Here is a 21953-nt window from a genome sequence, read left to right on the forward strand (position 1 = left end):
ATTTAAATTCTTCCTTCGCCCAATAATTATGAGGTTCCTATGTTTGGAATATTCAAACCTATGGCGCATATCGATCGCTTGTCATCAGATAAGATCGATAGCACCTACACACGACTACGATGGCAGCTGTTTCTTGGCATCTTCGTTGGCTATGCGGGGTACTACTTAGTCCGTAAAAACTTTAGTTTGGCGATGCCTTATCTCATTGAACAAGGTTTTAGCCGTGGAGAACTAGGGGTTGCATTAGCGGCGGTATCTATCGCTTACGGCTTATCTAAGTTCTTAATGGGCAGTGTTTCTGACCGTTCTAACCCTCGTTACTTCCTCAGCGGTGGCTTGTTAATGTCGGCACTGGTGATGTTCTGCTTTGGCTTTATGCCTTGGGCAACAGGCAGCATCACTGCGATGTTTATCCTGCTGTTCTTGAATGGTTGGTTCCAAGGTATGGGTTGGCCAGCTTGTGGACGAACCATGGTCCACTGGTGGTCACGAAAAGAACGTGGTGAGATAGTGTCAGTATGGAACGTTGCTCACAACGTGGGTGGCGGTTTGATTGGCCCAATGTTCTTGTTGGGGCTGTGGGCTTTTAACGACGATTGGCGAACCGCTTTTTATGTTCCTGCATTTTTTGCCACTCTCGTTGCTGTCTTTGTTTGGTTTACTGTAAGAGATACACCTCAATCTTGCGGCTTACCACCGATTGAAGAACATAAAGACGATTACCCAGACGACTACGATACGTCTCATGAGAAAGAAATGACGGCGAAAGAGATCTTCTTTAAGTACGTTTTCTCTAACAAACTGTTGTGGTCAATCGCTATTGCCAATGCGTTTGTTTACCTTATCCGCTATGGCGTACTCGATTGGGCTCCAGTTTACTTAAAAGAAGCAAAAGACTTCTCTGTAGATAAATCATCTTGGGCTTACTTCTTGTATGAGTGGGCAGGTATCCCTGGCACCTTATTGTGTGGTTGGATTTCAGATAAGTTATTCAAAGGCCGACGTGCACCTGCAGGTATCTTGTTCATGGTTCTAGTGACAGTCGCTGTGTTGGTATATTGGCTGAACCCTGCGGGTAACCCAACGGTTGATATGTTGGCACTGGTTGCGATTGGTTTCCTTATCTATGGTCCTGTAATGCTGATCGGTTTGTATGCACTGGAACTTGCACCTAAGAAAGCTGCAGGTACAGCGGCTGGTCTAACAGGTTTGTTTGGTTACTTAGGTGGCGCGGTTGCTGCGAACGCAATACTCGGCTTTATGGTTGACCATTACGGTTGGGATGGCGGCTTCATTATTTTGGTCGGCGCTTGTGTAGCTTCAATCATCTGTCTGCTGTACGCCTTCTTAGGTGAGCGTGCGCACCATAAACAAAAAGATCTCGAACGAGAGAAAGAAGCGTTAGCTCAGTAGTGTATTTACTGAATCACATCTATAAATAACAACAGAGGCAGGTATATCCTGCTTCTGTTTTATCAAGGGAAACAATAATGAAAACAACGTCACTGTCTCTGACCTTATTAGCACTAAGCTTATCTGCAAATGCATTAGCAGATCCTTTAGTGATTGCGCATCGCGGTGCTTCTGGTTATTTACCTGAACACACATTACCCGCTAAAGCGCTCGCTTATGCAATGAAACCCGACTACATCGAACAAGATGTCGTGATGACCAAAGACGACCAATTGGTGGTTTTGCATGATCATTATCTAGACCGAGTCACCGATGTCGCGGATCGCTTTCCAACACGTGCTCGTTCAGATGGCCGTTACTACGCGATTGATTTTACGCTCGCTGAGATCAAATCATTAAAGGTGACCGAAGGCTTTAAGTTAGATGAACAAGGCAACAGAGTGGCAGGGTACCCAACGCGCTTCCCAATGTGGCAGTCTGATTTTCGTGTCGCTACCTTTGCAGAAGAAATCGAGCTGATCCAAGGCCTAAATAAGACCTTAGGTTATGACGTGGGCATCTATCCTGAAATTAAAGCACCTTGGTTCCATCGTCACGAAGGCAAAGACATCTCCAAAGCGGTACTTGCGACCTTGCATCAATATGGTTACCTATCGAAAGACGACAAAGTGTATTTGCAGTGTTTCGACGCCAATGAACTTCAACGCATTAATGATGAGCTCATGCCAGCGATGGAAATGGACCTTAAGCTCGTTCAGTTGATGGCCTATACAGATTGGAATGAAACCATGACCTACCAAGGCGACAAAGCAACGCCGTACAGTTACGACTGGATGTTTGAAGCTGGTGGCATGGAAAAAGTGGCGAGTTATGCTGAAGGAATTGGTCCTTGGAAGCCAATGTTGGTGGACAATGCATCGACCAAAGATAACATCATCATTAAACCGTTAATGAAGTCAGCAAAAGACGCGGGCTTAGACGTTCACCCATACACGTTCCGTGCCGACCCAGGAAGAATCCCAGCTTATGCTGATAACTTTGATGGCATGTTGGATGTCTTCTACAACCAAGTCAAAGTCGATGGTGTGTTTACTGACTTCCCAGACAAAGCGGTCGACTTCTTGAACCGTTAATATCCTGCCAATTACGAGCGACTACTAACGAGATATTCAGAGCCAAAAGCACACACTAAATGTACTTTTTGGCTCTCCTTGTACTGGCCTCGAAATCCTACCTATATTCTTCTTTCTCAGCCCACATTTTGATATTCACTCGGTTTACAGCAATAACCTGACTTGATAGGTTACTCCCAATGCAGCCAGATGCTTATTCTATAAGTCTTTATCGGCTCAACCTAATATTGAATTTGGAAAGATCATGGAAGAAAGAAGCAAAGCTTATCTTGATAGCTACCTCAACACATTACCAGCAGACGTTGCTTCGCAATACACCTCTTTTAGTGCCGACTATTACTGTGCTGATGAATACAACGCCAACCTCTGCGCCCAGTTAATTCTCAAGGGTGAAAAACAAGCGTCTTGCAGCCTTGAATATTGGTACAGCCATGAAGGCGAGACGAGACCAGTAGTTGGTCACTTGCAAGTCGTCACTGACTGGGATGGCAAGCCAGTTTGCATTGTAGAGATCACTTCAGTCTCACAGTGCAAATATAACGAAGTGACGGCGGAGTTTGCTGCTGCCGAAGGCGAGGGTGACAAAACACTCGAATGGTGGAAAGAAGCTCACTGGAACTTCTTCTCTCGTGAATGTGAAGAGCTCAAGATCTCACCAAGTGAAGACATGTTACTTATGTTGGAGCGTTTCAAAGTGGTTTATCAATAAAGGGTATTTTGTGTTTAGAAGATCGTGCTCCATAAACAGTAACAAGGTTGTCCATAATGAGCCTAACCGTCCGAGAAGTTTTTATAGGCTCGCTTAAACATTAGATAATTCATCGTATGCAGGAGGCAAGATGACAAAGCTAATCGAATTAACAGAAATAGTCTTATTCGATTGGGGCAATACGCTGATGGTCGATTTGCCAGACGCACAAGGGAAGATGTGTGACTGGGAAACCGTACAAGAAGTGAGTGGTGCTCGTGCATTACTGGGGGAGTTGTCGAAAACTCATCTAGTTTATGTTGCTACCAATGCTGGTGATTCCAGTAAAGACGACATCATTCGAGCCTTTGAGCGTGTTGGCCTGTCTCAATATATCTTGGGTTACTTTTGTAAGGCGAGCATTGGCTTTTCTAAGTTCGAGTCGGGGTTCTATCCTGCCATTATTTCTAAGCTCGGTGTTTCACCACAAGAGATCACCATGGTAGGCGACACTCTAGAGAAAGACATTTACCCAGCACTTGAAGCGGGTTTGCAAGCGGTGTGGTTGAACACGGAAGGTGCTGAGCTTAAGTCACAGCATCCAGGTATCGTACAAGTTCAATCCCTAAGCGAACTGTTGGAGTAGCGCGATTAACTCTCTGATATTAAGTTCAGATAAAGCGCTTGTCCGTTTTGACGTAAACCTCTCATCTCTTTGCTGTTTAATCCTCTAAGCTAACTCTAGTTTCTACTATGAGGGCTAGGTTATGAGTATCGAACGTCATGGAATATCGGTTGGAATTGAACGTGTTAGCGGTGAAACCATCGTTGTGTTTAAAGCGAAAGGCAAGCTTACACACGATGACTATCAAGCAATGATGCCAATTCTAAATACCACGCTAGAAGAACTCGATTCATCTAAACTCAAGATGCTGGTCGATATCTCAACCTTAACAGGATGGGAGTTACGTGCAGCTTGGGATGATTTCAAATTGGGATTAGAGCTCAATTCGAAGATAGACAAAATCGCGATTTATGGTGATAAAAGCTGGCAAGAAATGGCATCAAAAGTCGGCAGTTGGTTTGTGTCCGGTGAGATTAAGTCATTCGAAGACCATGACTCTGCGCTTAAGTGGCTAGTCGATTGATTCTATCTACGAACAACTAGAAAGCAATCCGTAAACAACGCCGATGACAGTTGACGAGAATTGTCTCGAACGCTGTCATTTTTCGTTTTGGCGATGATATTTCCTATTCGATTCAATAGAGTATATTCCTTCCAGCGTGTAACATACCCAGGCTTTGTTTGGTCGCGACTAATGGTGTGGCTTGATTCAGTAAGAACGAGAACTAAAACAGAAATAAGGTCTAACGACATGCATAAGGTAATTGATAAGCTGGCTTGGATATTCATCAAAGACGGCAAGCTGTTGATGGTCAGATCACAAGGCAAAGAACTGTTCTATCTACCGGGTGGTAAGCGTGAAGCTGGCGAAAGTGATGAGCAAGCACTGGTTCGCGAAATCAAAGAAGAGATCTCAGTCGATTTAGTGCCTGATTCCATCAAATACGTCGAGACGTTTACAGGCCAAGCTGATGGCAAAGCGGAAGGCGTATCAGTGCAATTGACTTGTTATCTTGCTGATTATACAGGCGAACTGTCTCCGGATGCCGAAATTGAAGAGCTTAAGTTTGTGGATGGCAACGACAGAGCGGTATGCTCATTGGCGGCACTGGTTGCGCTTGATTGGTTAGAAGCGAACCAGTATTTGGCTTAAGGTTTTAGCGGCTACTAGCTAATACTGAAGATTGATCTTCAAAAGATCATCGCTTACGAATAGCTTGAAGGGCGGCTGTCTTTCATCAACAGGTCGAGTTTCCTTTGAGCTTTCTTCGTGTCTTGTAAATCCACCACCTCAATCATTTCACACTCATCTCGTACCATCTCATTAATTAGGCTTGGGTAGTGTCGGCAATCTTCTGGTCGGTCTAAGTAAATGCTACATGTGTACTTGGCTTGAGCCTTGGTGTCTTTCGTCGGAACCAGCTCCAGAAAAGGGCAGCGAGTTAAACGTTCGCCAGATTCAGGGTCGAACCAGATCTCGCTTCCTCGGACATATTCAAAGATGTCTGGATTGAACAACTCCCACAAATCAATCTCTTCTTGCGTTGCGGCAAGGTCGCCATCTCCGTATTTGATACAGCATTTCCCGCATTGATTACAATTTTTCATTAGTGACTTCATTGGTTGGTGAGCTTTTATCATTTTACCACTGATAAGCGTGGCACGTTGACTTTGTTGTTCATGGTTAAACTGTTTCGGGAAGGGAGCCTAAAATAGAAGTACTTAATATTACTTTAACTACCTAACACCACTCCAAACAAGGCTGTAAACAGTGATACAATTTGCGCCTAGCAAGTTATTAAAACAAGGCATCAAAATGAGAACCGTATACACCACCGAAGGCAACATCAACGCAAAGAAACAAAAAGAGGCTTACCCAAAGCTCGCTTTATGTGACAAGTGCGTTGGTGACTATGTGGTTATCGAGCAAGGTGAACGAACTTACAAGCCCTGCGCAAAATGTGGTGCCGACGATTAATGCGCCTTGATAAATACCTATGTAAAAGCACTGAACTAACCAAGCCTGAAGCAATTGAATGCATTCATAATGGCAAGGTAAACGTAAACAGTGAGACGGTCACCGATGAATCGACTCAGGTTCATGAAAGCAACACCATCTTGTTAAATGGCACGCCGCTTAAGTTGCGCGAATTTCGATACCTTTTAATGCATAAGCCAGCGGGTACTATCTGCTCTAATATCGATGAAGTTTATCCTTCACTGTTCAACTACATCGAGATAGAAAAAGCATCAGAACTGCATATCGCAGGGCGATTAGATGCCGACACAACAGGCTTAGTCTTGATTACCGATGATGGGCGCTGGTCATTCAATATCACGCTGCCAACCAAGTCATGTAAGAAGGTTTATCGCGTGACATTGTCACGAGACATCAAAGACGATGTCGCTGACAAGTTCAAAGCGGGCATGCAATTGCAGGGCGAGCAAAAACTGACGCGTCCGGCAGAGCTTGAAGTGATTAACAGTAAAGAAGTGCTGTTGACCATTACAGAAGGTAAGTTTCATCAAGTAAAACGAATGTTTGCTGCGGTAGGGAATCGAGTTGTTGGCCTACACCGTGAACAGATAGGTGATGTTCGTTTAGATGTTGAAGCAGGCCAGTGGCGTTATCTAACTAAAGCCGAAGTCGACTCATTTCAGCAAGACTCTGAATAAACGCTTTAACCACTTAAAGCGTTAAGCGTGTCAGGACCAGAATATCAGCACTATAAGGATGTAGGATGGAAAACCTCAAAGTCTCAGAAATTAAGTCTTTCGTGCCCGCGAAAGACTTCGATTTATCTAAGCGTTTTTACCAGTCAATCGGCTTCGAAGTGATGTCTGAATTTCACGATATCGCCTACCTACGACACGGCAGTTGTGCGTTCCTTCTGCAAAACTTTTATGAACCTGCGCACTGTCAAAATTACATGATGCACTTGCTGGTTGAAGACGTAAAAAGTTGGTATCAAAACATCCAAAACTCTAATGTAGTGTCGGATTTTGAAGTTACCGTTTCCGATTGAGCTTGAATTTGTAACAGACTCGCGCGCATCTTCCCAATATCAAAACAATCCTTGGAGTATTTAGAAATGTTGTTTTCTAGTCTGTCTAAACCATAGGTTCATGGCTCCGAGTTATGTTCTGAACTGCTCAATTTCTTAACCGAGCATAAGAGTGATTTCGAAGAAAAGTTAATCCCTGATCTGTCATACATCGATGATATGGCACATGTGGTGAACGGTATCAAAATCAAAGGCGTTCTCCACATCAATGCGAATCAATACCGACTTCAATATTCGTTTGATTGGGAGCTGTTTCTAGGCTGTTCAGATAGAAACGAAACCGGTGTAGAGAATGGAAGTGTTCTATTCACTCTTGAGGACGATAACGTTCTTAATATCAACTTCCCAAACTACGGTTCTCGAGACACTAGCGATGAGCTCTAGTCGGTTTTTCGTGCGTGTTATACAGAAGGAACAACAATGATAACTATCGAAAGGCTTGAAGATTCACATGTGGCGTTAGTTCAGGCCATCCAACTCGCCGATGAACAGGTTAAGTTCGCTGGTACAGCTGCAGAGTTTTTATTAGACGGCAGTGAAACGACGCACTTGCACGTGATTAAGTCTGATAACGAAGTTGTGGGTTTCTTTAAGCTGGATATCGCTTACGCAGAGCACTACGAATTCTGCCCTGAAGGAAGCATTGGCTTGAGAGCCTTTGTTGTTGATAAAAACCAGCAAGGTAAAGGTTTAGGAACAGGCACGGTGAAGGCTTTGTTTCCGTATTTAAAAGCGAATTACTCAGCGTATGAGTCGATTTACTTAACTGTGAATTGCAAAAATCCGGCAGCATTCAACTGTTATAAGAAAGGCGGTTTCGAAGATATCAATCAACAGTATTTAGGTGGCGCAGCAGGCCCGCAATTTATCATGCGCGGTCGAATTGCTTAGTAATAAATTATTGATGAGAAACACCTGCACAGCTGTATGCAGGTTGAGAGTCTTAAAGAACACGAGAAGGAAATTTGATGAAGGTTCAATATCTTGAAGTGGTTACCCCAGAGGTCGATGTCGTTTGTGCAACATACGCTCAGCTCTACAACGTGAAATTCAGTGGTGCAGATGTGAACCTTGGTGGGGCGCGCACTGCAAAGCTATCTAATGGCGGGGTAATTGGCATTCGAGCACCGCTTCGTGAAACTGAAGAACCAACTGTTCGTCATTACACGTTGGTTGAGGATATTCAGTCTGCAGTAACTGCAGCCGAGAAACTAGGCGCCGAAGTTGCGGTGCCGCCAATGGAGTTACCACGTCACGGGATGTGTGCCATTGTCATTCAAGGTGGCGTCGAGCTCGGATTCTGGCAGTTATAAATGATGTATACCTTTTAGATTGTGACGGACGAGATACTACGATTTATGATGCGACACCTAGTGTCTTTACCTGCTTCATGGCATCATTCCACGCAGCTAAAACCCCAACAAGGTATGTTATGAAACAGAATATTGTCCACATTGCACTCGTGGTAAAAGACTACGATGAAGCGCTTGATTTCTATGTAAACAAGCTTAAGTTTGATCTCATCGAAGACACGTATCTGCCAGAAGAAGATAAGCGCTGGGTTGTTGTTGCTCCACCAAATTCAACCGGTGTGAGCCTGTTACTTGCTAGAGCTTCCAAGCCAGAGCAACTCGATTTCATCGGCAATCAAGCTGGTGGACGCGTATTCCTATTCTTAAACACCGATGACTTCTGGCGTGATTACGAACGTATGACGTCTTTGGGCATTAACTTTGTCCGAGAGCCTAAAGAGCAAGGCTACGGCACCGTTGCTGTGTTTGAAGATCTTTACGGTAACTTGTGGGATCTGCTTCAGTTAAATCCTGAACACCCTATGGCTAACAGGTAGATAAGCTTAGCCCACAACCATCGGGTGTTGCGTATTACAAAATGTCGGTTCATTGGGAGTAACGCTTCTCTTTCGTTAGGTTAACCCTCCGCACCGCTAAATCATCAACTTAAGTTAAGGAAGCTCATCGTGGAAGAAATCAAAGGCATTCTGCAATTCATGGTCGAGATTGAACAATTAAAGGATGTTCATCGACAGACAAAACCGGTTGGATTGGGTCGATATGAAAACTCCGCTGAGCACAGTTGGCACGTCTGTTTGAGCGCACTCATGTTGAAAGACTATGCCAATGAAGAAATCGATATTACGCGAGTAATGAAGATGCTGCTGATTCATGATCTTGGGGAAATCGATGCCGGAGACACCATCATTTATGCCAGTGAAACCGAAGAAAACAAGCTCAAAGAGAGAAACTGCGTCGAGCGGTTGCTGAAATCATTGCCGAGCCATTCAAGAAGCGAGTATTTGGATTTATGGCTTGAGTTCGAAGCCGGTGAGTCACCGGAAGCTAGATTTGGTAAGGCGATCGATAGAGTGCCGCCTTTGCTTCATAACATCCATGGTGGTGGTCATAGCTGGAAGAAGCACAACATATCCAAAGACAAAGTCCTGACCTTCAATGGCGAGCGTATTTCTAAAGGCAGTCGTGCCTTATGGAAAGAGCTAGAAGTGCAGCTTGAAGGTGCTGCGGACAAAGGGCTATTAAAGTAAAAGTTAATTTAGTACCTAAGCGTAACAATAGCTTTAGCTGTTCAATGAGGGAAATCTCGATGGCAACTGATTCAAGATGCATGGCACTTACCTTGTGTCTCATTTCTTTCAAATAAAGATCTAGTGGACAACAATAAGTTCGAGAACCGAGTGATAAGTTGTTAGTATGCATCAACTTTATAAATATTGGTTGGCTTATATAAATGCTTGATAATAAGTATATTAAACATCCTTATCACTGCGAACAGTGTAACGCACTTACCCCGCACCTTGCTGTTAACGCTTCCGATGCTGAATCTAAAGCGGACACTGAATCTGAAAAGAAACAATGGAAGCTAGGCGTGTTGATGGAGTACCTGATGACGTTATTGTTTAAAGGTGACCATAATGTTCCCGGTTTTTATGTCGACAGTGATTACGAATACCAGTGTGAAAAGTGTGGGACTAAGTCGTGGCACTGATTGGGGATGAAAATTTGATTCAACCTTAATTTTTTGAGCTCTAACCCCGAAATCAACTCGCTTAAAGAACTCGTTTGCTTTAAGAATTAGTGAGTTTCAGTCAGGCGTATTATTCCAATTTTGTTATAGAGGACAAACGAGTGATATACCCAAAAGCTTTAAATATTGGTGACAAAATCGGATTTTTCTCACCGTCATCGCCCGCAACGGTCTTTGCACCTAATCGATTTGCTCGTGCTAAACGTTATTTGGAAAAGCAGGGCTTCATTCTAGTTGAAGGTTTGTTAACTGGAGAGTCAGAAGGGTATCGTTCTGGTTCCATTCAAGCGCGAGCCGAAGAACTCAATCAGCTCATTCGAGATCCTGACGTGCGCTGCATTATGTCGACCATTGGTGGTAACAACAGTAACTCACTGTTGTCATACATCGATTATGATGCCCTTAGAGACGACCCTAAGATCATCGTCGGCTATTCAGATGCCACAGCATTACTGTTAGGCATCTACGCCAAAACTGGATTGGTGACTTTTTATGGCCCTGCACTTGTTGCGTCATTTGGTGAGTTCCCGCCATTAGTCGACGAAACCTTCCAATCGTTTACTGACATCTTATGCTCGGATTCAAGCCAACATCAGTACACGATGCCTGAGAGTTGGACGGACATTAAACACGATTGGGAAACTCAAGACTCTGCAAAGCCAGTTTACAATAACGAATGGCACTTCATGGGAAGAGGTCAAGTAAGCGGTCGCGTGATTGGCGGCAACCTGAGTACGATGGCCGGGATTTGGGGCAGCGAATACATGCCAGAAATTCAGTCTGGCGATATTCTGCTTATTGAAGATTCACTAAAAGGCATTGAAGCGGTCGAGCGTTCATTCGCGCACTTATTGGCTTGCGGAGTATTCGATAAAGTAGGCGCTATTGTACTCGGCAAACATGAGTTGTTTGATGACAAAGGGACAGGGCGAACACCACTCGATGTACTTCTTGAAGTGCTGAACGGTAAAAATGTCCCGATCCTGTATGGCTTCGACAGTTGTCACACCCATCCCATGCTAGTCACGCCACTAGGTGTGCAAGGCACTATTGATTTTGATGACCAAACATTCAAGCTTCAAAGCCAATGGTTAGCGTCGAGTTAACCTAAACTGATGATAATAAGACTCATTAGAAAAGTGATCCTCTCTGCAAACTGAGAATCGAATCGCGTCTATACTGACATGGGTTCCGTCGCTGATTTTAGAAGTGGCGCTATGAATGTAAGTTTGATTAGGTTAAATCTCTGAGGTGACGATGAAAAAATTACTACCACTATGCGCCATTTTACTCTCTGCATCATTTTTAGCTGCGGCTTCTGATGGTTTGATTAAATACCAAAGTAATTACTCAGTGAAAGAGACCGCTGACCGCTTTGAAGAACTCGCTATAAGCAAAGGTTTGACATTGTTTGCGCGAATTGACCATCAGAAAAACTCGAGTAAGGTCGATCTTGAATTGAGACCAACGGAAGTCATCATCTTTGGTAACCCGAAAGTAGGGACACCATTAATGCAATGTGCTCAAGAAGTCGCGATAGATTTACCGCAGAAGGTGTTAGTCACTGAAGATTCAAATAAGAAAGTATGGTTGTCTTACAACGATCCTAATTACTTGGTAGAGCGTCACGCGATCAATGGCTGTGACGAGGTCGTTAAGAAAGTATCGGGTGTACTAAGCAAGCTATCAGAAGCGACAGTGGCGAAAAAGAAAGCGAAATAACCAAGACCAATTAGCACTCATTAAGACTATTAATGGGTGCGACTTGACGAGGATATAGCTTCCCAATCAACGTTTGGCTGCATTGACAACTAAGCAACAATATATAAAAGTAGTTTTATGAAACTGAATTTAGCGCCATCTAACCAACGAATTATCATCATTCCATAAGAATGGTGGGATTGTTGATGCGCTTTGTTTATCGAACCCACCCGTAAGGTGGGTTTTTTGTCGCTGTCTTATGGGTTTTATCTGAATAGAGGAAGTCATATGAAAAAGATCGCGGTTTTTGGTAAGCCTGGGAGTGGAAAGTCCACAGTCAGCAAGGCGTTAGCACTAGCTACAGGGATAGAGCTTCACCAGTTGGACTCTATTGTTTACAAGGCCAACGGAGAGTTTGTTGAACGTGAAGTATTTGAGGAGGCTCATGAGAGCATACTTAAGTCAGAAAGCTGGATCATCGATGGTTTTGGCCCTCTAGGCTCGTTCAACACACGTTTAGATGCAGCTGATACCTTGGTTTATATCGACATTCCTTATTCAACTAGCTACTGGTTTGTAACCAAGAGAATGCTCAAAGGTTTATTTGTTAAACCTGAAGGCTGGCCTGCTGGAAGCTCAGTGATAAAAGGCACGATACAAAGCTATAAGACACTACAACTGTGTCCTAAATTTTGGAATGACGACTTTAGAGCGCAGTTAGAATTACGCGCTAAAGAGAAAGAGGTTTACATCATCAGAAGCGTGACTGAATTGAATAACTTTGTTCACCAACACTTCACAGTCGAGAGTTTACTTTTCTTTAAAACGCTCTTACTTACTCATAACTTCATGAAAATATTTAGATTTAACTCTACGTGTGGCATATTTGCCATATGTTTAGTTTGTGCTTTGAGTTAAGGAGATAGATATTATGTATGGAAGTGAGAAGACGAGAGCGTTCTGTAGTAACTGTAAGGAACTGACACTGCACAAGTACACTATGTTCAGTAACCAAGCCGAAAAAGCGCCACAACATGAAAAGAAGCCAGGGTTGCTTGGAATGATTTTATCGTCGCTAGCTTCAAGTGGCGGAAATGGTGACTATAAATGTACAAAGTGTGGAACCAATTTACGTACACCGGACAACCTTGATTAGCCTTTAACCTACTTAATACTTCAACATTCTTCTTCTTTAATTATCCGTTTTCATTTGATAATAATTCAAATTGTACCGTGTTTTTCATTGAATGAACTTCTAGTAGTCTATGCGAATAGTTAATTATTGGGCATTCAAATGACACAGTATCAGTTCCAACAAGGGCATATTCGCCCACCTTCAGAAGCGGATAGCTTATTGATTCGCACCACCCAAGGTTGTCCTTGGAACAAATGTAAATTCTGTACGCTGTTTGAGGGGATGGAGTTTGCAATTCGTCCCGTTGAAGAGATTAAGAAAGACATTTGGGCTGCGAAAGCATTCTATAAGAACCGTAAATTTGAGACCTGTTTTCTGCAAGACGGTGATTCATTCACTATGGATACCGAAGACTTGCTGGATGTGTTGAATACACTCAAACAAGCCTTCCCAGAGTTAAAGCAGATCAGCTCTTATGGACGAGCGCAAAGCATGACTAAGAAGTCGCCTGAAGAGATGAAAGCCATCTGTGATGCAGGGCTCAACATGCTTTATTGCGGTATGGAATCGGGTTCTATTGATGTTCTCAAATTGATGAAAAAAGGCATTACTCCGAAATCTATTTTGAAATCGACCGAATACGCGAAGCAAGCGGGTATGAAGATGATGACCTTCATTATCCTTGGCTTGGGTGGTAAAGAATATTCGGTGCAGCATGTTGAAGAAACGGCGGCCTTACTTAACCAAATCAACCCAGATGAAATACGCATTCTGTCGCTTGCTGTGAAGCCTGGAACCGAATTGGATGAACTGGTGCAGAATGGAGAGTTCACGCCACTTAGCGAACGTGAAATGCTTGAAGAACAATATCAATTGATCAGTAAACTAAACCGCGTGACGGGCAACTATGGTAACTATCACGGTATTAATTTGTTGATGGAACTGAACGGACAGCTGCCACAGGATAAAGCGAAGTTCTTAGCGACAATAGACCGTTTCAATATGATGAGTGAGAATGACCAGAATAACTTTATCTTGGGACGTCGCATTCATTACTACGCCGCATTGAAAGACATGGATAACCAACTTATGTACGATTCTGTACAAAGAGAGCTTAATCGCATTCAAAAGCAAAATCCCGATGAACTCGACAATGTGTTTTACCAACTCCGTCAACGCATGATCTAGCAGCAAGGACTAATAACATGAATAACCTCGTTAACTGGCAAATCAGAAATGAAAATCCGGAACATCGGTCTTTGGAAAACGGCGTGCTGACGATGCAAGTGCAAGAGGGCAATATCTTTGGTGCGGGTTCAGCTGATGTTGATAATATCTTCGTTCATCCAGTATCGAGCTCGGATTACAGCACAGAAGTGACGGTTCAATTAGATCCAAACCTCGCATTTGAACAAGCTGGGTTAGGTATTTACTGGGATAACGACAACTACATTAAAGTGAGCAAAGAGATGTTCATGGGCGAGCGTTCATTGGTGTTCGTTGTAGAACAAAATGGTCAGCCACAGATCAAGGAACGTCTGTTGTTTAGTGAATCTAGTGTGTCGGTAAAGCTCGTCAAACAAGGCGGAAAAGTCAGCGCTCATTTCCGCCCGTTAGAAAAACAACAATGGCAGGAAGTGATCACGTTTGATTCGTTAGTAGGCAGTGAACAGGGTGTGATGCTTTATACGTTCAGTGGCAGTAAGGCGACGCCTAATTTCGCCAAATTTAGTGGCTTCAGTTTGTCTGACGCCTAATAATTTGTCTTACGCTGAATAAGCTTGCTTAGCGTATAAAAAAACGGACCGATATTGCTACCGGTCCGTTTTTAAATTCTTCAAGTCAAAGCGCTTATGCACAACACTTCTTGTATTTTTTACCGCTGCCGCAAGAACACGGATCGTTACGGTTAGGGGTCTTTTCAAACGTCATCGTTTTTGGCTTGTTCAGTAGAGTATCAAGCTCGATGGTGTTCTCTTCTTTGTCTGCGTCGACTGTAACAGTAACGAAGATAGTATTTTCAGCGGCTAGTGCTTCAACTTCTGCTTTGCGCGCTTCAGTTTGAACCATTACTGCGATTGGAGATTCTTCAGTACCCGCTTTCACATCGCGGTTTACGTTGTAGCCAGCAAGAACGTGGTTCTGTCTTGTTTCGATACGGCCTTTGAAAAATAGTTTCGACATTGGGTACTCATTAAAAATGTTGAATGGCGCTATTTTTAACGGCGATAGCGCAATGGAGCGGGGATTATACGCATATATTGCAATTGATAAAGCAGTGATGTGAGCAAACGCAGTTTGGTTTTTACTTGCTAGTAACGGTTTGCGCTCTAGCTTTGTTCGGGTTGGATTAATTTTCAAATTCAAGACAATAAGGTTTCCCTCAACAGGGCTTCAAGTGATAAATTGAAATCGTCAATTTAAACAACGAGATACACCATGAAGTTAGATGCCATCCTGTGGGATTACGATGGAACCTTAGTCAATTCCGTTCCAAAGAATATCGCAATCACAAAAGACATTATCTCTTTAGTCGCACCACACTTGTCAGGTGACAACTTACCTAAATATTTGCTTAGCGAAGCGCTTTATCATGAAGCCAACCACGGGGCTAAAAACTGGCAAGCCTTGTATGTCGACTATTACGGTTTATCACACGATGAAATGTTGATCGCTGGTGGAATGTGGGCAGAGCATCAAGAGAAAAACCAAACAGCCGTTGCCTTGTTTGAAGGAATGGAAACCGTGGTTAATCAGTTTGCTCATCTTCCTCATGGGATCTGCTCTCAAAACTCTCAATTGAATATTCGTGGTGTGCTCGACAGTTATGGCATCGGCGATTTGTTTAAATCGGTCGTGGGCTATGACGATGTCTCGATCGGTAACCAAAAACCCCATCCATTTGGTGGTGTGAAATGTGTCGAGAACATATTTGGCGCCGATCCGACTAACGAGCTTTGTTTGATGTACATCGGTGACCATGAAGCGGACACACAGTTTGCTCGCAATATTGAAGCCGCGCTGGGTAAAAACGCAAAAGTGATTGCCGTTGCAGCAGGTTATAGCCGATCGAAACCTGAAAATTGGCAAACCAAGCCCGAATACATTGCTAACAGTGTCGATGATCTTTTAACGATCATTAGCAAGTACGCATAACGAAGCAGACATTTAAAAATCACCACACGTAAATAACTTTAAGGAAGAATAATGACACCAAAACAAGTGGTATTGGGATTTTGGGATGCAATGCGCAGTAATGATTTTGCAAAGGCAGGTGAATGGCTAACCGCAGATTTTGAAGGCTATTGGCCGCAGTCGTCTGAATTGACGTTAGGGCGCGACAACTTCACTGCAATCAATACTGAATACCCAGCCAATGGTGTTTGGGAATTCACGCTCAATTCGATTGTCTGTGAAGGTGATACGGTAGTCACGGACGTTTCGGTCACTGACAGTGTGTTGAAAGGCCGAGTGATTACCTTTCACACGGTGGTTGATGGTTTAATTCAAAAGCAAACTGAGTTTTGGCCAGACCCATTCGAAGCGCCGGCGTGGCGATCGCAGTGGGTTCAGATCGTATCGAACAATTAGTTTGTATCGATACGATCAGTTTGTCACGAACAATCAGGTTGCACAGAATAAGTAAACATTAGGAGGTTTCATTGAGCAAGGTAGTGATTGTAACAGGCGGGAGCCGAGGTATTGGCGCAGCGACGTCTAAATTATTGGCCAGTAAAGGCTATGCCGTATGCGTTAACTTTATACACAATGAGTCGCGAGCTGAAGATCTAGTGAACGAGATTCGCGAACAAGGCGGAACCGCGATAAGCGTGCGGGCGGATGTGTCTGTTGAATCGGATGTGAAATCTTTGTTTGAGATTGCTCGTAACAAGCTAGGCCCAGTGACTCATTTGGTCAATAATGCCGGGATCTTGTTTACCCAGTCACCATTGGTTGATATTGAATTGGATCGCTTTGAAAAGGTGATGAAGTCCAACGTATCAAGCTGCTTTCTGTGCAGTAAAGCCTTTATCAAACAAGCTGATGGCGCGGGTTCGATTGTGAATGTATCGTCTGCCGCTTCTCGCACAGGTGCACCGTTTGAGTATGTGGATTACGCAGCATCCAAAGGTGCGATGGATTCACTGACCAAAGGCTTATCGCTTGAATTGGCTTCACGCAATATCCGAGTGAATGGTGTAAGGCCAGGTTGTATCTACACTGAAATGCACGCAGACGGCGGAGAGCCTGATCGCGTAGACAGACTAGCTTCGCAGTTACCATTACAACGAGGTGGCACGCCAGAAGAGGTCGCTAACTCTATCGCGTGGTTACTGTCAGACGAAGCTTCTTATGTAACCGGCTCATTTATTGATATTGCGGGCGGTCGATAGGGCACGTTGGCCTTTACACTAATATAAACAAGTTACAACCATCAACACGCAACAAAAGTACCTAACTAAAAGAACGAAACTAAGAGTACAACCATGAAAAACTATTTTGAAAGCCCGTTTGTTGGAAAGTCACTCAAAGAACAAGTGACCAACCCAAACATCATCGTGGGCGAGCACAGCTATTACTCGGGTTACTACCATAACCACAGCTTTGATGACTGTGCGCGTTACCTATTACCGGATAGAACCGACATCGATAAGCTGATCATTGGCAGCTACTGCTCGATTGGTTCTGGCGCCGTGTTTATGATGGCGGGCAACCAAGGCCACCAAAACCAGTGGGTGAGTACCTTCCCGTTTTTCTATCAAGACGATGAGAAGTTTGAAGGTGCGATAGACGGCTTTGAACGCTCTGGTGATACCGTGATTGGTAACGATGTGTGGATTGGTACAGAAGCCATGATCATGAGTGGTGTTAAGGTTGGTGACGGAGCCATCATCGCAAGTCGAGCGGTTGTGACTAAAGATGTCGCGCCATACTCGATTGTCGGTTCAAACCCAGCACGCCATATCCGTTATCGTTTCAATGAGACTGAAATCGCTCAGTTGCTAGAAATGAAATGGTGGGAATGGAGCGAAGAACAAATCAAAGGCGCAATGTCGCTAATGTGTTCTTCAGACATTGGTGGTTTGTACCATTATTGGAAAGGATTCTTGAAGCCTTAAATTGTCGTTCACAGATGAAATGTGAATGGTGAGAACGAGATTAAATTTAACAAATTACTCAATAATCTGATTATGGCAATGCGATTGTGATACGAGTAACTTATTGATTGTAAAGATATTGAATAGTATGGCATGTCGCATTAGCGTGGTGGATGAATTGGAAGGGTATTATGATTAGTTGCAACGATTACGATTATATTGAGATTGTGTGTATGCACCGATACCCAATCAAATTAACGCTGAAATCTGGCGAGCAGATTGAATGTGTCGGATTAGATACTCAACGCAATGATAGCCGTGAAGAGTGCATTAAGGTCAGTATTCAAGGTGTAGAACAACTTGTCGTACTCACTGACCTTTCCACACTAGAAGTTTGTGTCGACAACCCTCATTTTCAGCAGATTTCATTCAAAACGTCATAGGCTTTCAAATGAATAACACCATAGAACAATGCTATTGCACCGCATGCCGAGAAGATACACAGCACGTTGTGGTGTTGGTCAGAAAGACGAGTGCGTTTGCAGAGAAACCTAACCAAAAGCGAAGCGAGTTTTGGGCAGGCATGATAAAAGGTTGGTTCCTTGGCCCATTTATCGCATCTATGGACGAATTTTCTCGTCATATAGTGTGTGAGAAGTGTGGTCACAAAGAGATTGAAGATTAGGTATCGATTCAATATGCTCAAACCATCGTTGGCTTAGGGATAAAACGAATGAAAGTAGAAACGATTGAAGCCGTAAAGGCGTATGGGTTTTCAGTAAGAACCACTAATCAGGATGAGGTTGACCCAACTAAAGCGAAGATAGGTCAATTGTGGCAGGGCTTTTTTGATCAGGCTTTTCCCAAACTGACGCCGGATTCAAAAGTGTACGGTGTCTACACTAATTACGAGTCTGATTTTACGGGTGAGTTTGATGTTATCGCGTGTGCTAATGCGTTAACGGATCAAGACTTAAATAATCTTATTGAAACCAAGATTGAAGCAGGCAAATATCTGACGTTTTCTGCTGAAGGTGAACTTCCTCAAGCGGTCATCGATTTATGGGGAGAGGTGTGGGCGTACTTCAACGCAGCGGATTGCCCACATGTGAGAACTTACACAACAGACTTTGAATTTTACAAAGGTGAAACTGAAGTCGAGATTTCGATAGCGATTCAATAAGCTTTGGGTTGTCGTTAGTGATAGTCAAATTTAGTCATTAGCAAAAGAGCCGCTCTATACGAGCGGCTCTTTTTATTGGGATACACCGCCTAAATAAATTGCGGTACACCGCTTTTACAAATTGTGGTGTACCGTCTTAACAAAGGTCAGCTACATCATTCTCATGAAGTAAGGAATAATCAGGGCGTTCGCTAAATCAATGAAGAACGCGCATACCAATGGCACGATGATGAAGGCTTGTGCTGAATGCCCATACTTTTGACTTACTGCCGACATGTTTGCCATGGCTGTCGGTGTTGAACCTAACGAAATCCCTCCGAACCCAGCACATACAACAGCCGCATCATAGGTCTTACCCATTGATGGGAACACGATGAAGATATTGATTATCACGGCCAGTAGCAGCTGCATTGCCAATATCGCGAAGATAGGACCCGCCAAGTCAATGAGCGTCCAAAGCTGCATGCTCATTAATGACATCGCCAAAAATGTACCCAGGGAGATTTCAGCAATTAAGTCGATAGCGGGCGAGCGTGTCGGCCATTTTGCGCCCGAGATTCTAGGGTAGGAGTCTGGCATTACGTTGGTGATCACGATACCCGCAAACAAGCACGATACGAACAGTGGAAGCTGTAATCCTGTCTGACTGATCAATTCATTAAGCAACGCGCCGACAATGACACAAATATGGATCGCTAACACGGCGTCTAAAAATTGAAATGATGTGAGGGCTTGTTGTTGCTTTTTGGCATTTGAATCGATTGAGCCTGATTGCTCATCGGTAGGTTTGAGGTTATGACGCTTGATGAGAAACTTTGCAATAGGACCGCCCATAAGGCTGGCTAAAATCAGCCCGAACGTTGCACTGGCGATACCAATTTCCATTGCGCTTTCTAGGCCGAATTCTTCTGCAACCTTGGGTGCCCAAGCAATCGCGGTGCCATGTCCGCCAATCAGTGAAATACTTCCGCTGAGTAGACCAAAGACAGGCTCTAGGCCAAACATTGATGCGACAGAAATACCGACGATGTTCTGCATGATCATGAAGAAGATAGTGATTGCTAGCAAAATGACCAAGGGCTTTCCGCCTTTGAACAGATCTTTCAAACTTGAGTTAATACCAATCGTGGTAAAGAAGTAGACCAATAATACATCGCGAGCAAACAGATCAAACTGCACTTCGATTGAGGTCGTCGCGTAAAGAGCCGCGAACAGGAGCGATGCCAAAATCCCGCCAGAGACAGGTTCTGGAATACTGAACTCTTTCAAAAAACCGATGACCTGATTGAGCCTCCGACCGATAAATAGAACCACGATCCCCATGGTCACAGCAAAGAATGACCCGAGATGTAAGATGTTGTTTTCAAATTCCATAGTGATCCTTGTAAAGGTGAAATTATGACGTAATTTTTGATGGCCAGATTGCGCTTTAATAAGCAACTAGATTAGCATCATTTATTATATTCAAATGATAAGAAGTTTTGAAATTCCGGATCGGCAACAAGTTGTTTGTTACCTTCTTCAATCAATAGGTCGACGTTTTCTTTGTCGATCATAAAGTCCGTCGGAATTTGATTGAGTAAGTATCGCTTGGCACTGTTGTCTGATTTATTCAAGCTGATCTCAATGAAGTGCGGAGAAACCTTACGACCTTGATGAGAGGCCAGCTCCGACCAAGACTGCAACTCGTCGACGATCAAATCTTTTGTTGTGTCGTTATAGCGATGCAGCTGGATATCGGTGATGACGTCCACCGTTTGTTTCATGGAAGGCGCTTCAATTGACTCTCCAATGCCAGATTCTGGGTTCGTCGATGCATCAACCGAAATGATGACAATAGGACGCGCGTGCTGGGTGTCGTACAAGTTTTTCAGCTCTTCGTTGTCGTTGTAACGCAAGTATTCAGACATCTCATACACCGACAGCAAACCGAGGTTGTCAGTAATCCCGCCATCCACAAGGTGGAGATAACTCACATCATCCTTATTGCTATATGACTCTAACGACTTGATCAGATTTCGGTTGCGGTAACTGGTGGCGTCGAATGAGGGTTGTATGTGTTCTGTTTTGTCGCAGTCGTTTTTGTTTTCAAGCACAACAGGAGTAAATACAAAAGGGACAGCAGAAGAGGCGGCCACCGAGCTAGACACGGAATAGCTGTTTAAGTCTGAACAAATCAGGTCAAAGTACTCTTGTGTGAATGAAAAACGCGAGCCCGTTGAAATGTCGGTTGCGTTAATCACAATGTAGGGCGCATTTTCTCGGTACATGTCGGCAAACGTGCTTTCGCCGAAGATGTTGGCTTTGTAATAGTCGGTGGCTTTGTCTGTTCTGGTGGCGTACGAGAACCAATAAGTAGGAGATAAAAGGATGGAAAACAGATCTTTCGAGACTTCGTGATAAAGGAACGTTTCTTCGTAATCTTCGAATATCTGGTCGCCATAGATACCATAATAGGCGGCGGTAAAGCTGCCACCGGATACCGAGCTGATCATATCGACTTCATCTAACAGATTGACCGTTTCACCATCGATTTCGATGTTGGTGTCGCGCAATGCTTGCAACACGCCATATGAAAGCGCTGCCGCACGTGTGCCGCCACCAGAAAAAGAGAGGATCAACGTGACTTTGCTATTGGGTTTATTGAAGCTCTTCGCCGTGTAGGCTTGATTTTTCTGCGCGGCAGATTGGCCTGTGTTGGTTGCTTTGTTTTTCGCGCTACAGCCTGAAAGGGCAAGCGAGAAGACCACTAACAGTGAAACTTTCGCGAACCCTTTAAAATCGGGACTAGGTGTGTTGAACGTATTCACTTTGTTTTTTGGCATAGCGCATTTCAAACTAACGTTGAGGT

At 43.8% G+C, this 21953-nt stretch carries 30 protein-coding genes and 2 pseudogenes; 28 read left to right on the forward strand and 4 right to left on the reverse strand.

From position 1 onward, the window contains the following. Positions 1-39: 39 nt before the first annotated feature. The 6 genes from glpT (at position 40) to AB6F11_RS01865 (ending at position 5012) form a co-directional block, all read left to right on the forward strand. On the forward strand, positions 40-1413 hold the full coding sequence (gene glpT / locus AB6F11_RS01840; protein WP_029235560.1) for a glycerol-3-phosphate transporter: 1374 nt from the start codon (positions 40-42) through the stop codon (positions 1411-1413). Positions 1414-1490: 77 nt separating this feature from the next. Beyond that, positions 1491-2546: a glycerophosphodiester phosphodiesterase gene (glpQ, locus tag AB6F11_RS01845; RefSeq protein WP_102393697.1), complete on the forward strand. Its 1056-nt coding sequence runs from the start codon at positions 1491-1493 to the stop codon at positions 2544-2546. A gap of 244 nt (positions 2547-2790) precedes the next feature. Further along, on the forward strand, positions 2791-3255 hold the full coding sequence (locus AB6F11_RS01850) for an ASCH domain-containing protein (RefSeq protein WP_017059207.1): 465 nt from the start codon (positions 2791-2793) through the stop codon (positions 3253-3255). 130 nt (positions 3256-3385) lie between these two features. Next, a complete protein-coding gene (locus AB6F11_RS01855) occupies positions 3386-3880 on the forward strand; it encodes an HAD family hydrolase (protein ID WP_065583633.1) in 495 nt (164 codons plus the stop codon). Between the two features lie 121 nt (positions 3881-4001). Continuing rightward, the gene (locus AB6F11_RS01860; RefSeq protein WP_017059209.1) at positions 4002-4382 is read left to right on the forward strand and encodes an STAS/SEC14 domain-containing protein; all 381 of its coding nucleotides are present in this window, start codon (positions 4002-4004) and stop codon (positions 4380-4382) included. Positions 4383-4610: 228 nt separating this feature from the next. Further along, positions 4611-5012 (forward strand): NUDIX domain-containing protein, encoded by a 402-nt coding sequence (locus AB6F11_RS01865; RefSeq protein WP_102393698.1) that lies wholly within the window; start codon positions 4611-4613, stop codon positions 5010-5012. A gap of 53 nt (positions 5013-5065) precedes the next feature. Here AB6F11_RS01865 and AB6F11_RS01870 read toward each other — a convergent pair whose 3' ends face one another. Further along, positions 5066-5467, reverse strand: coding sequence for a YkgJ family cysteine cluster protein (locus AB6F11_RS01870; protein ID WP_004733901.1), 402 nt, complete (start codon positions 5465-5467; stop codon positions 5066-5068). Between the two features lie 208 nt (positions 5468-5675). Here AB6F11_RS01870 and AB6F11_RS01875 point away from each other — a divergent pair, with 208 nt between their 5' ends. The 15 genes and pseudogenes from AB6F11_RS01875 (at position 5676) to AB6F11_RS01945 (ending at position 14577) form a co-directional block, all read left to right on the forward strand. Further along, positions 5676-5837: a hypothetical protein gene (locus tag AB6F11_RS01875; protein WP_017059212.1), complete on the forward strand. Its 162-nt coding sequence runs from the start codon at positions 5676-5678 to the stop codon at positions 5835-5837. Beyond that, a complete protein-coding gene (locus AB6F11_RS01880) occupies positions 5837-6535 on the forward strand; it encodes a pseudouridine synthase (protein ID WP_102393699.1) in 699 nt (232 codons plus the stop codon). Before AB6F11_RS01875 ends, AB6F11_RS01880 begins: the two co-directional genes overlap by 1 nt. Before the next feature lie 65 nt (positions 6536-6600). Beyond that, positions 6601-6882 (forward strand): annotated as a pseudogene (locus AB6F11_RS01885) (glyoxalase); the annotation flags it as partial. Between the two features lie 126 nt (positions 6883-7008). After that, positions 7009-7308: a hypothetical protein gene (locus AB6F11_RS01890; RefSeq protein WP_240698158.1), complete on the forward strand. Its 300-nt coding sequence runs from the start codon at positions 7009-7011 to the stop codon at positions 7306-7308. A gap of 36 nt (positions 7309-7344) precedes the next feature. Next, entirely contained in the window at positions 7345-7815 is a 471-nt protein-coding gene (locus AB6F11_RS01895; protein WP_102393701.1) for a GNAT family N-acetyltransferase, read from the forward strand. A 77-nt stretch (positions 7816-7892) separates the two neighbouring features. Further along, positions 7893-8237 (forward strand): VOC family protein, encoded by a 345-nt coding sequence (locus tag AB6F11_RS01900; RefSeq protein WP_017061800.1) that lies wholly within the window; start codon positions 7893-7895, stop codon positions 8235-8237. A gap of 119 nt (positions 8238-8356) precedes the next feature. Beyond that, positions 8357-8773, forward strand: a complete 417-nt coding sequence (locus tag AB6F11_RS01905) for a VOC family protein (protein ID WP_017061801.1) — start codon at positions 8357-8359, stop codon at positions 8771-8773. Positions 8774-8902: 129 nt separating this feature from the next. Beyond that, on the forward strand, positions 8903-9484 hold the full coding sequence (locus tag AB6F11_RS01910) for an HD domain-containing protein (protein WP_102393702.1): 582 nt from the start codon (positions 8903-8905) through the stop codon (positions 9482-9484). A 203-nt stretch (positions 9485-9687) separates the two neighbouring features. After that, the gene (locus AB6F11_RS01915) at positions 9688-9945 is read left to right on the forward strand and encodes a hypothetical protein (RefSeq protein ID WP_102393703.1); all 258 of its coding nucleotides are present in this window, start codon (positions 9688-9690) and stop codon (positions 9943-9945) included. Positions 9946-10085: 140 nt separating this feature from the next. Further along, positions 10086-11090 carry a S66 peptidase family protein gene (locus tag AB6F11_RS01920; protein ID WP_017061804.1) on the forward strand — a complete coding sequence of 335 codons (1005 nt, stop codon included), beginning with the start codon at positions 10086-10088 and terminating at the stop codon, positions 11088-11090. A gap of 151 nt (positions 11091-11241) precedes the next feature. Beyond that, positions 11242-11706: a DUF302 domain-containing protein gene (locus tag AB6F11_RS01925; protein WP_102393704.1), complete on the forward strand. Its 465-nt coding sequence runs from the start codon at positions 11242-11244 to the stop codon at positions 11704-11706. A 267-nt stretch (positions 11707-11973) separates the two neighbouring features. Beyond that, positions 11974-12486 (forward strand): annotated as a pseudogene (locus AB6F11_RS01930) (adenylate kinase); the annotation flags it as partial. Between the two features lie 130 nt (positions 12487-12616). Beyond that, positions 12617-12841 carry a hypothetical protein gene (locus AB6F11_RS01935; protein ID WP_017061807.1) on the forward strand — a complete coding sequence of 75 codons (225 nt, stop codon included), beginning with the start codon at positions 12617-12619 and terminating at the stop codon, positions 12839-12841. 138 nt (positions 12842-12979) lie between these two features. Continuing rightward, positions 12980-14008, forward strand: coding sequence for a radical SAM protein (locus AB6F11_RS01940; RefSeq protein ID WP_102393705.1), 1029 nt, complete (start codon positions 12980-12982; stop codon positions 14006-14008). A gap of 17 nt (positions 14009-14025) precedes the next feature. Beyond that, a complete protein-coding gene (locus AB6F11_RS01945; RefSeq protein ID WP_017061809.1) occupies positions 14026-14577 on the forward strand; it encodes a DUF1349 domain-containing protein in 552 nt (183 codons plus the stop codon). A gap of 94 nt (positions 14578-14671) precedes the next feature. On the opposite strand, the gene AB6F11_RS01950 is transcribed toward AB6F11_RS01945, so the two are convergent. Further along, positions 14672-15004, reverse strand: coding sequence for a PBPRA1643 family SWIM/SEC-C metal-binding motif protein (locus tag AB6F11_RS01950; protein WP_017068336.1), 333 nt, complete (start codon positions 15002-15004; stop codon positions 14672-14674). A gap of 255 nt (positions 15005-15259) precedes the next feature. Between AB6F11_RS01950 and AB6F11_RS01955 the strand changes: the two genes are divergently transcribed. The 7 genes from AB6F11_RS01955 (at position 15260) to AB6F11_RS01985 (ending at position 19102) form a co-directional block, all read left to right on the forward strand. After that, positions 15260-15976, forward strand: coding sequence for an HAD family hydrolase (locus AB6F11_RS01955; RefSeq protein ID WP_102393706.1), 717 nt, complete (start codon positions 15260-15262; stop codon positions 15974-15976). A 51-nt stretch (positions 15977-16027) separates the two neighbouring features. Further along, on the forward strand, positions 16028-16411 hold the full coding sequence (locus AB6F11_RS01960; RefSeq protein WP_017061812.1) for a nuclear transport factor 2 family protein: 384 nt from the start codon (positions 16028-16030) through the stop codon (positions 16409-16411). 71 nt (positions 16412-16482) lie between these two features. Next, positions 16483-17214, forward strand: coding sequence for a glucose 1-dehydrogenase (locus AB6F11_RS01965; protein ID WP_004733853.1), 732 nt, complete (start codon positions 16483-16485; stop codon positions 17212-17214). A 93-nt stretch (positions 17215-17307) separates the two neighbouring features. Beyond that, positions 17308-17940, forward strand: a complete 633-nt coding sequence (gene catB / locus AB6F11_RS01970; RefSeq protein WP_017063920.1) for a type B chloramphenicol O-acetyltransferase — start codon at positions 17308-17310, stop codon at positions 17938-17940. Between the two features lie 170 nt (positions 17941-18110). Next, positions 18111-18362, forward strand: coding sequence for a Rho-binding antiterminator (locus tag AB6F11_RS01975; protein WP_004733849.1), 252 nt, complete (start codon positions 18111-18113; stop codon positions 18360-18362). Positions 18363-18370: 8 nt separating this feature from the next. Then, positions 18371-18604: a hypothetical protein gene (locus tag AB6F11_RS01980; RefSeq protein ID WP_010441052.1), complete on the forward strand. Its 234-nt coding sequence runs from the start codon at positions 18371-18373 to the stop codon at positions 18602-18604. A 48-nt stretch (positions 18605-18652) separates the two neighbouring features. Beyond that, positions 18653-19102, forward strand: coding sequence for a GyrI-like domain-containing protein (locus AB6F11_RS01985; protein ID WP_102398034.1), 450 nt, complete (start codon positions 18653-18655; stop codon positions 19100-19102). Positions 19103-19252: 150 nt separating this feature from the next. On the opposite strand, the gene gltS is transcribed toward AB6F11_RS01985, so the two are convergent. Both gltS and AB6F11_RS01995 read right to left on the reverse strand, forming a co-directional pair. Next, positions 19253-20476, reverse strand: coding sequence for a sodium/glutamate symporter (gene gltS, locus AB6F11_RS01990; protein WP_017078222.1), 1224 nt, complete (start codon positions 20474-20476; stop codon positions 19253-19255). A gap of 77 nt (positions 20477-20553) precedes the next feature. Further along, complete coding sequence (locus tag AB6F11_RS01995; protein ID WP_102393707.1) at positions 20554-21927, reverse strand: patatin-like phospholipase family protein; 1374 nt, start codon at positions 21925-21927, stop codon at positions 20554-20556. Positions 21928-21953: the final 26 nt, after the last annotated feature.

The sequence above is a fragment of the Vibrio sp. 10N.247.311.14 genome, assembly GCF_041467715.1.
Classification (GTDB): Bacteria; Pseudomonadota; Gammaproteobacteria; order Enterobacterales; family Vibrionaceae; genus Vibrio; species Vibrio crassostreae_C.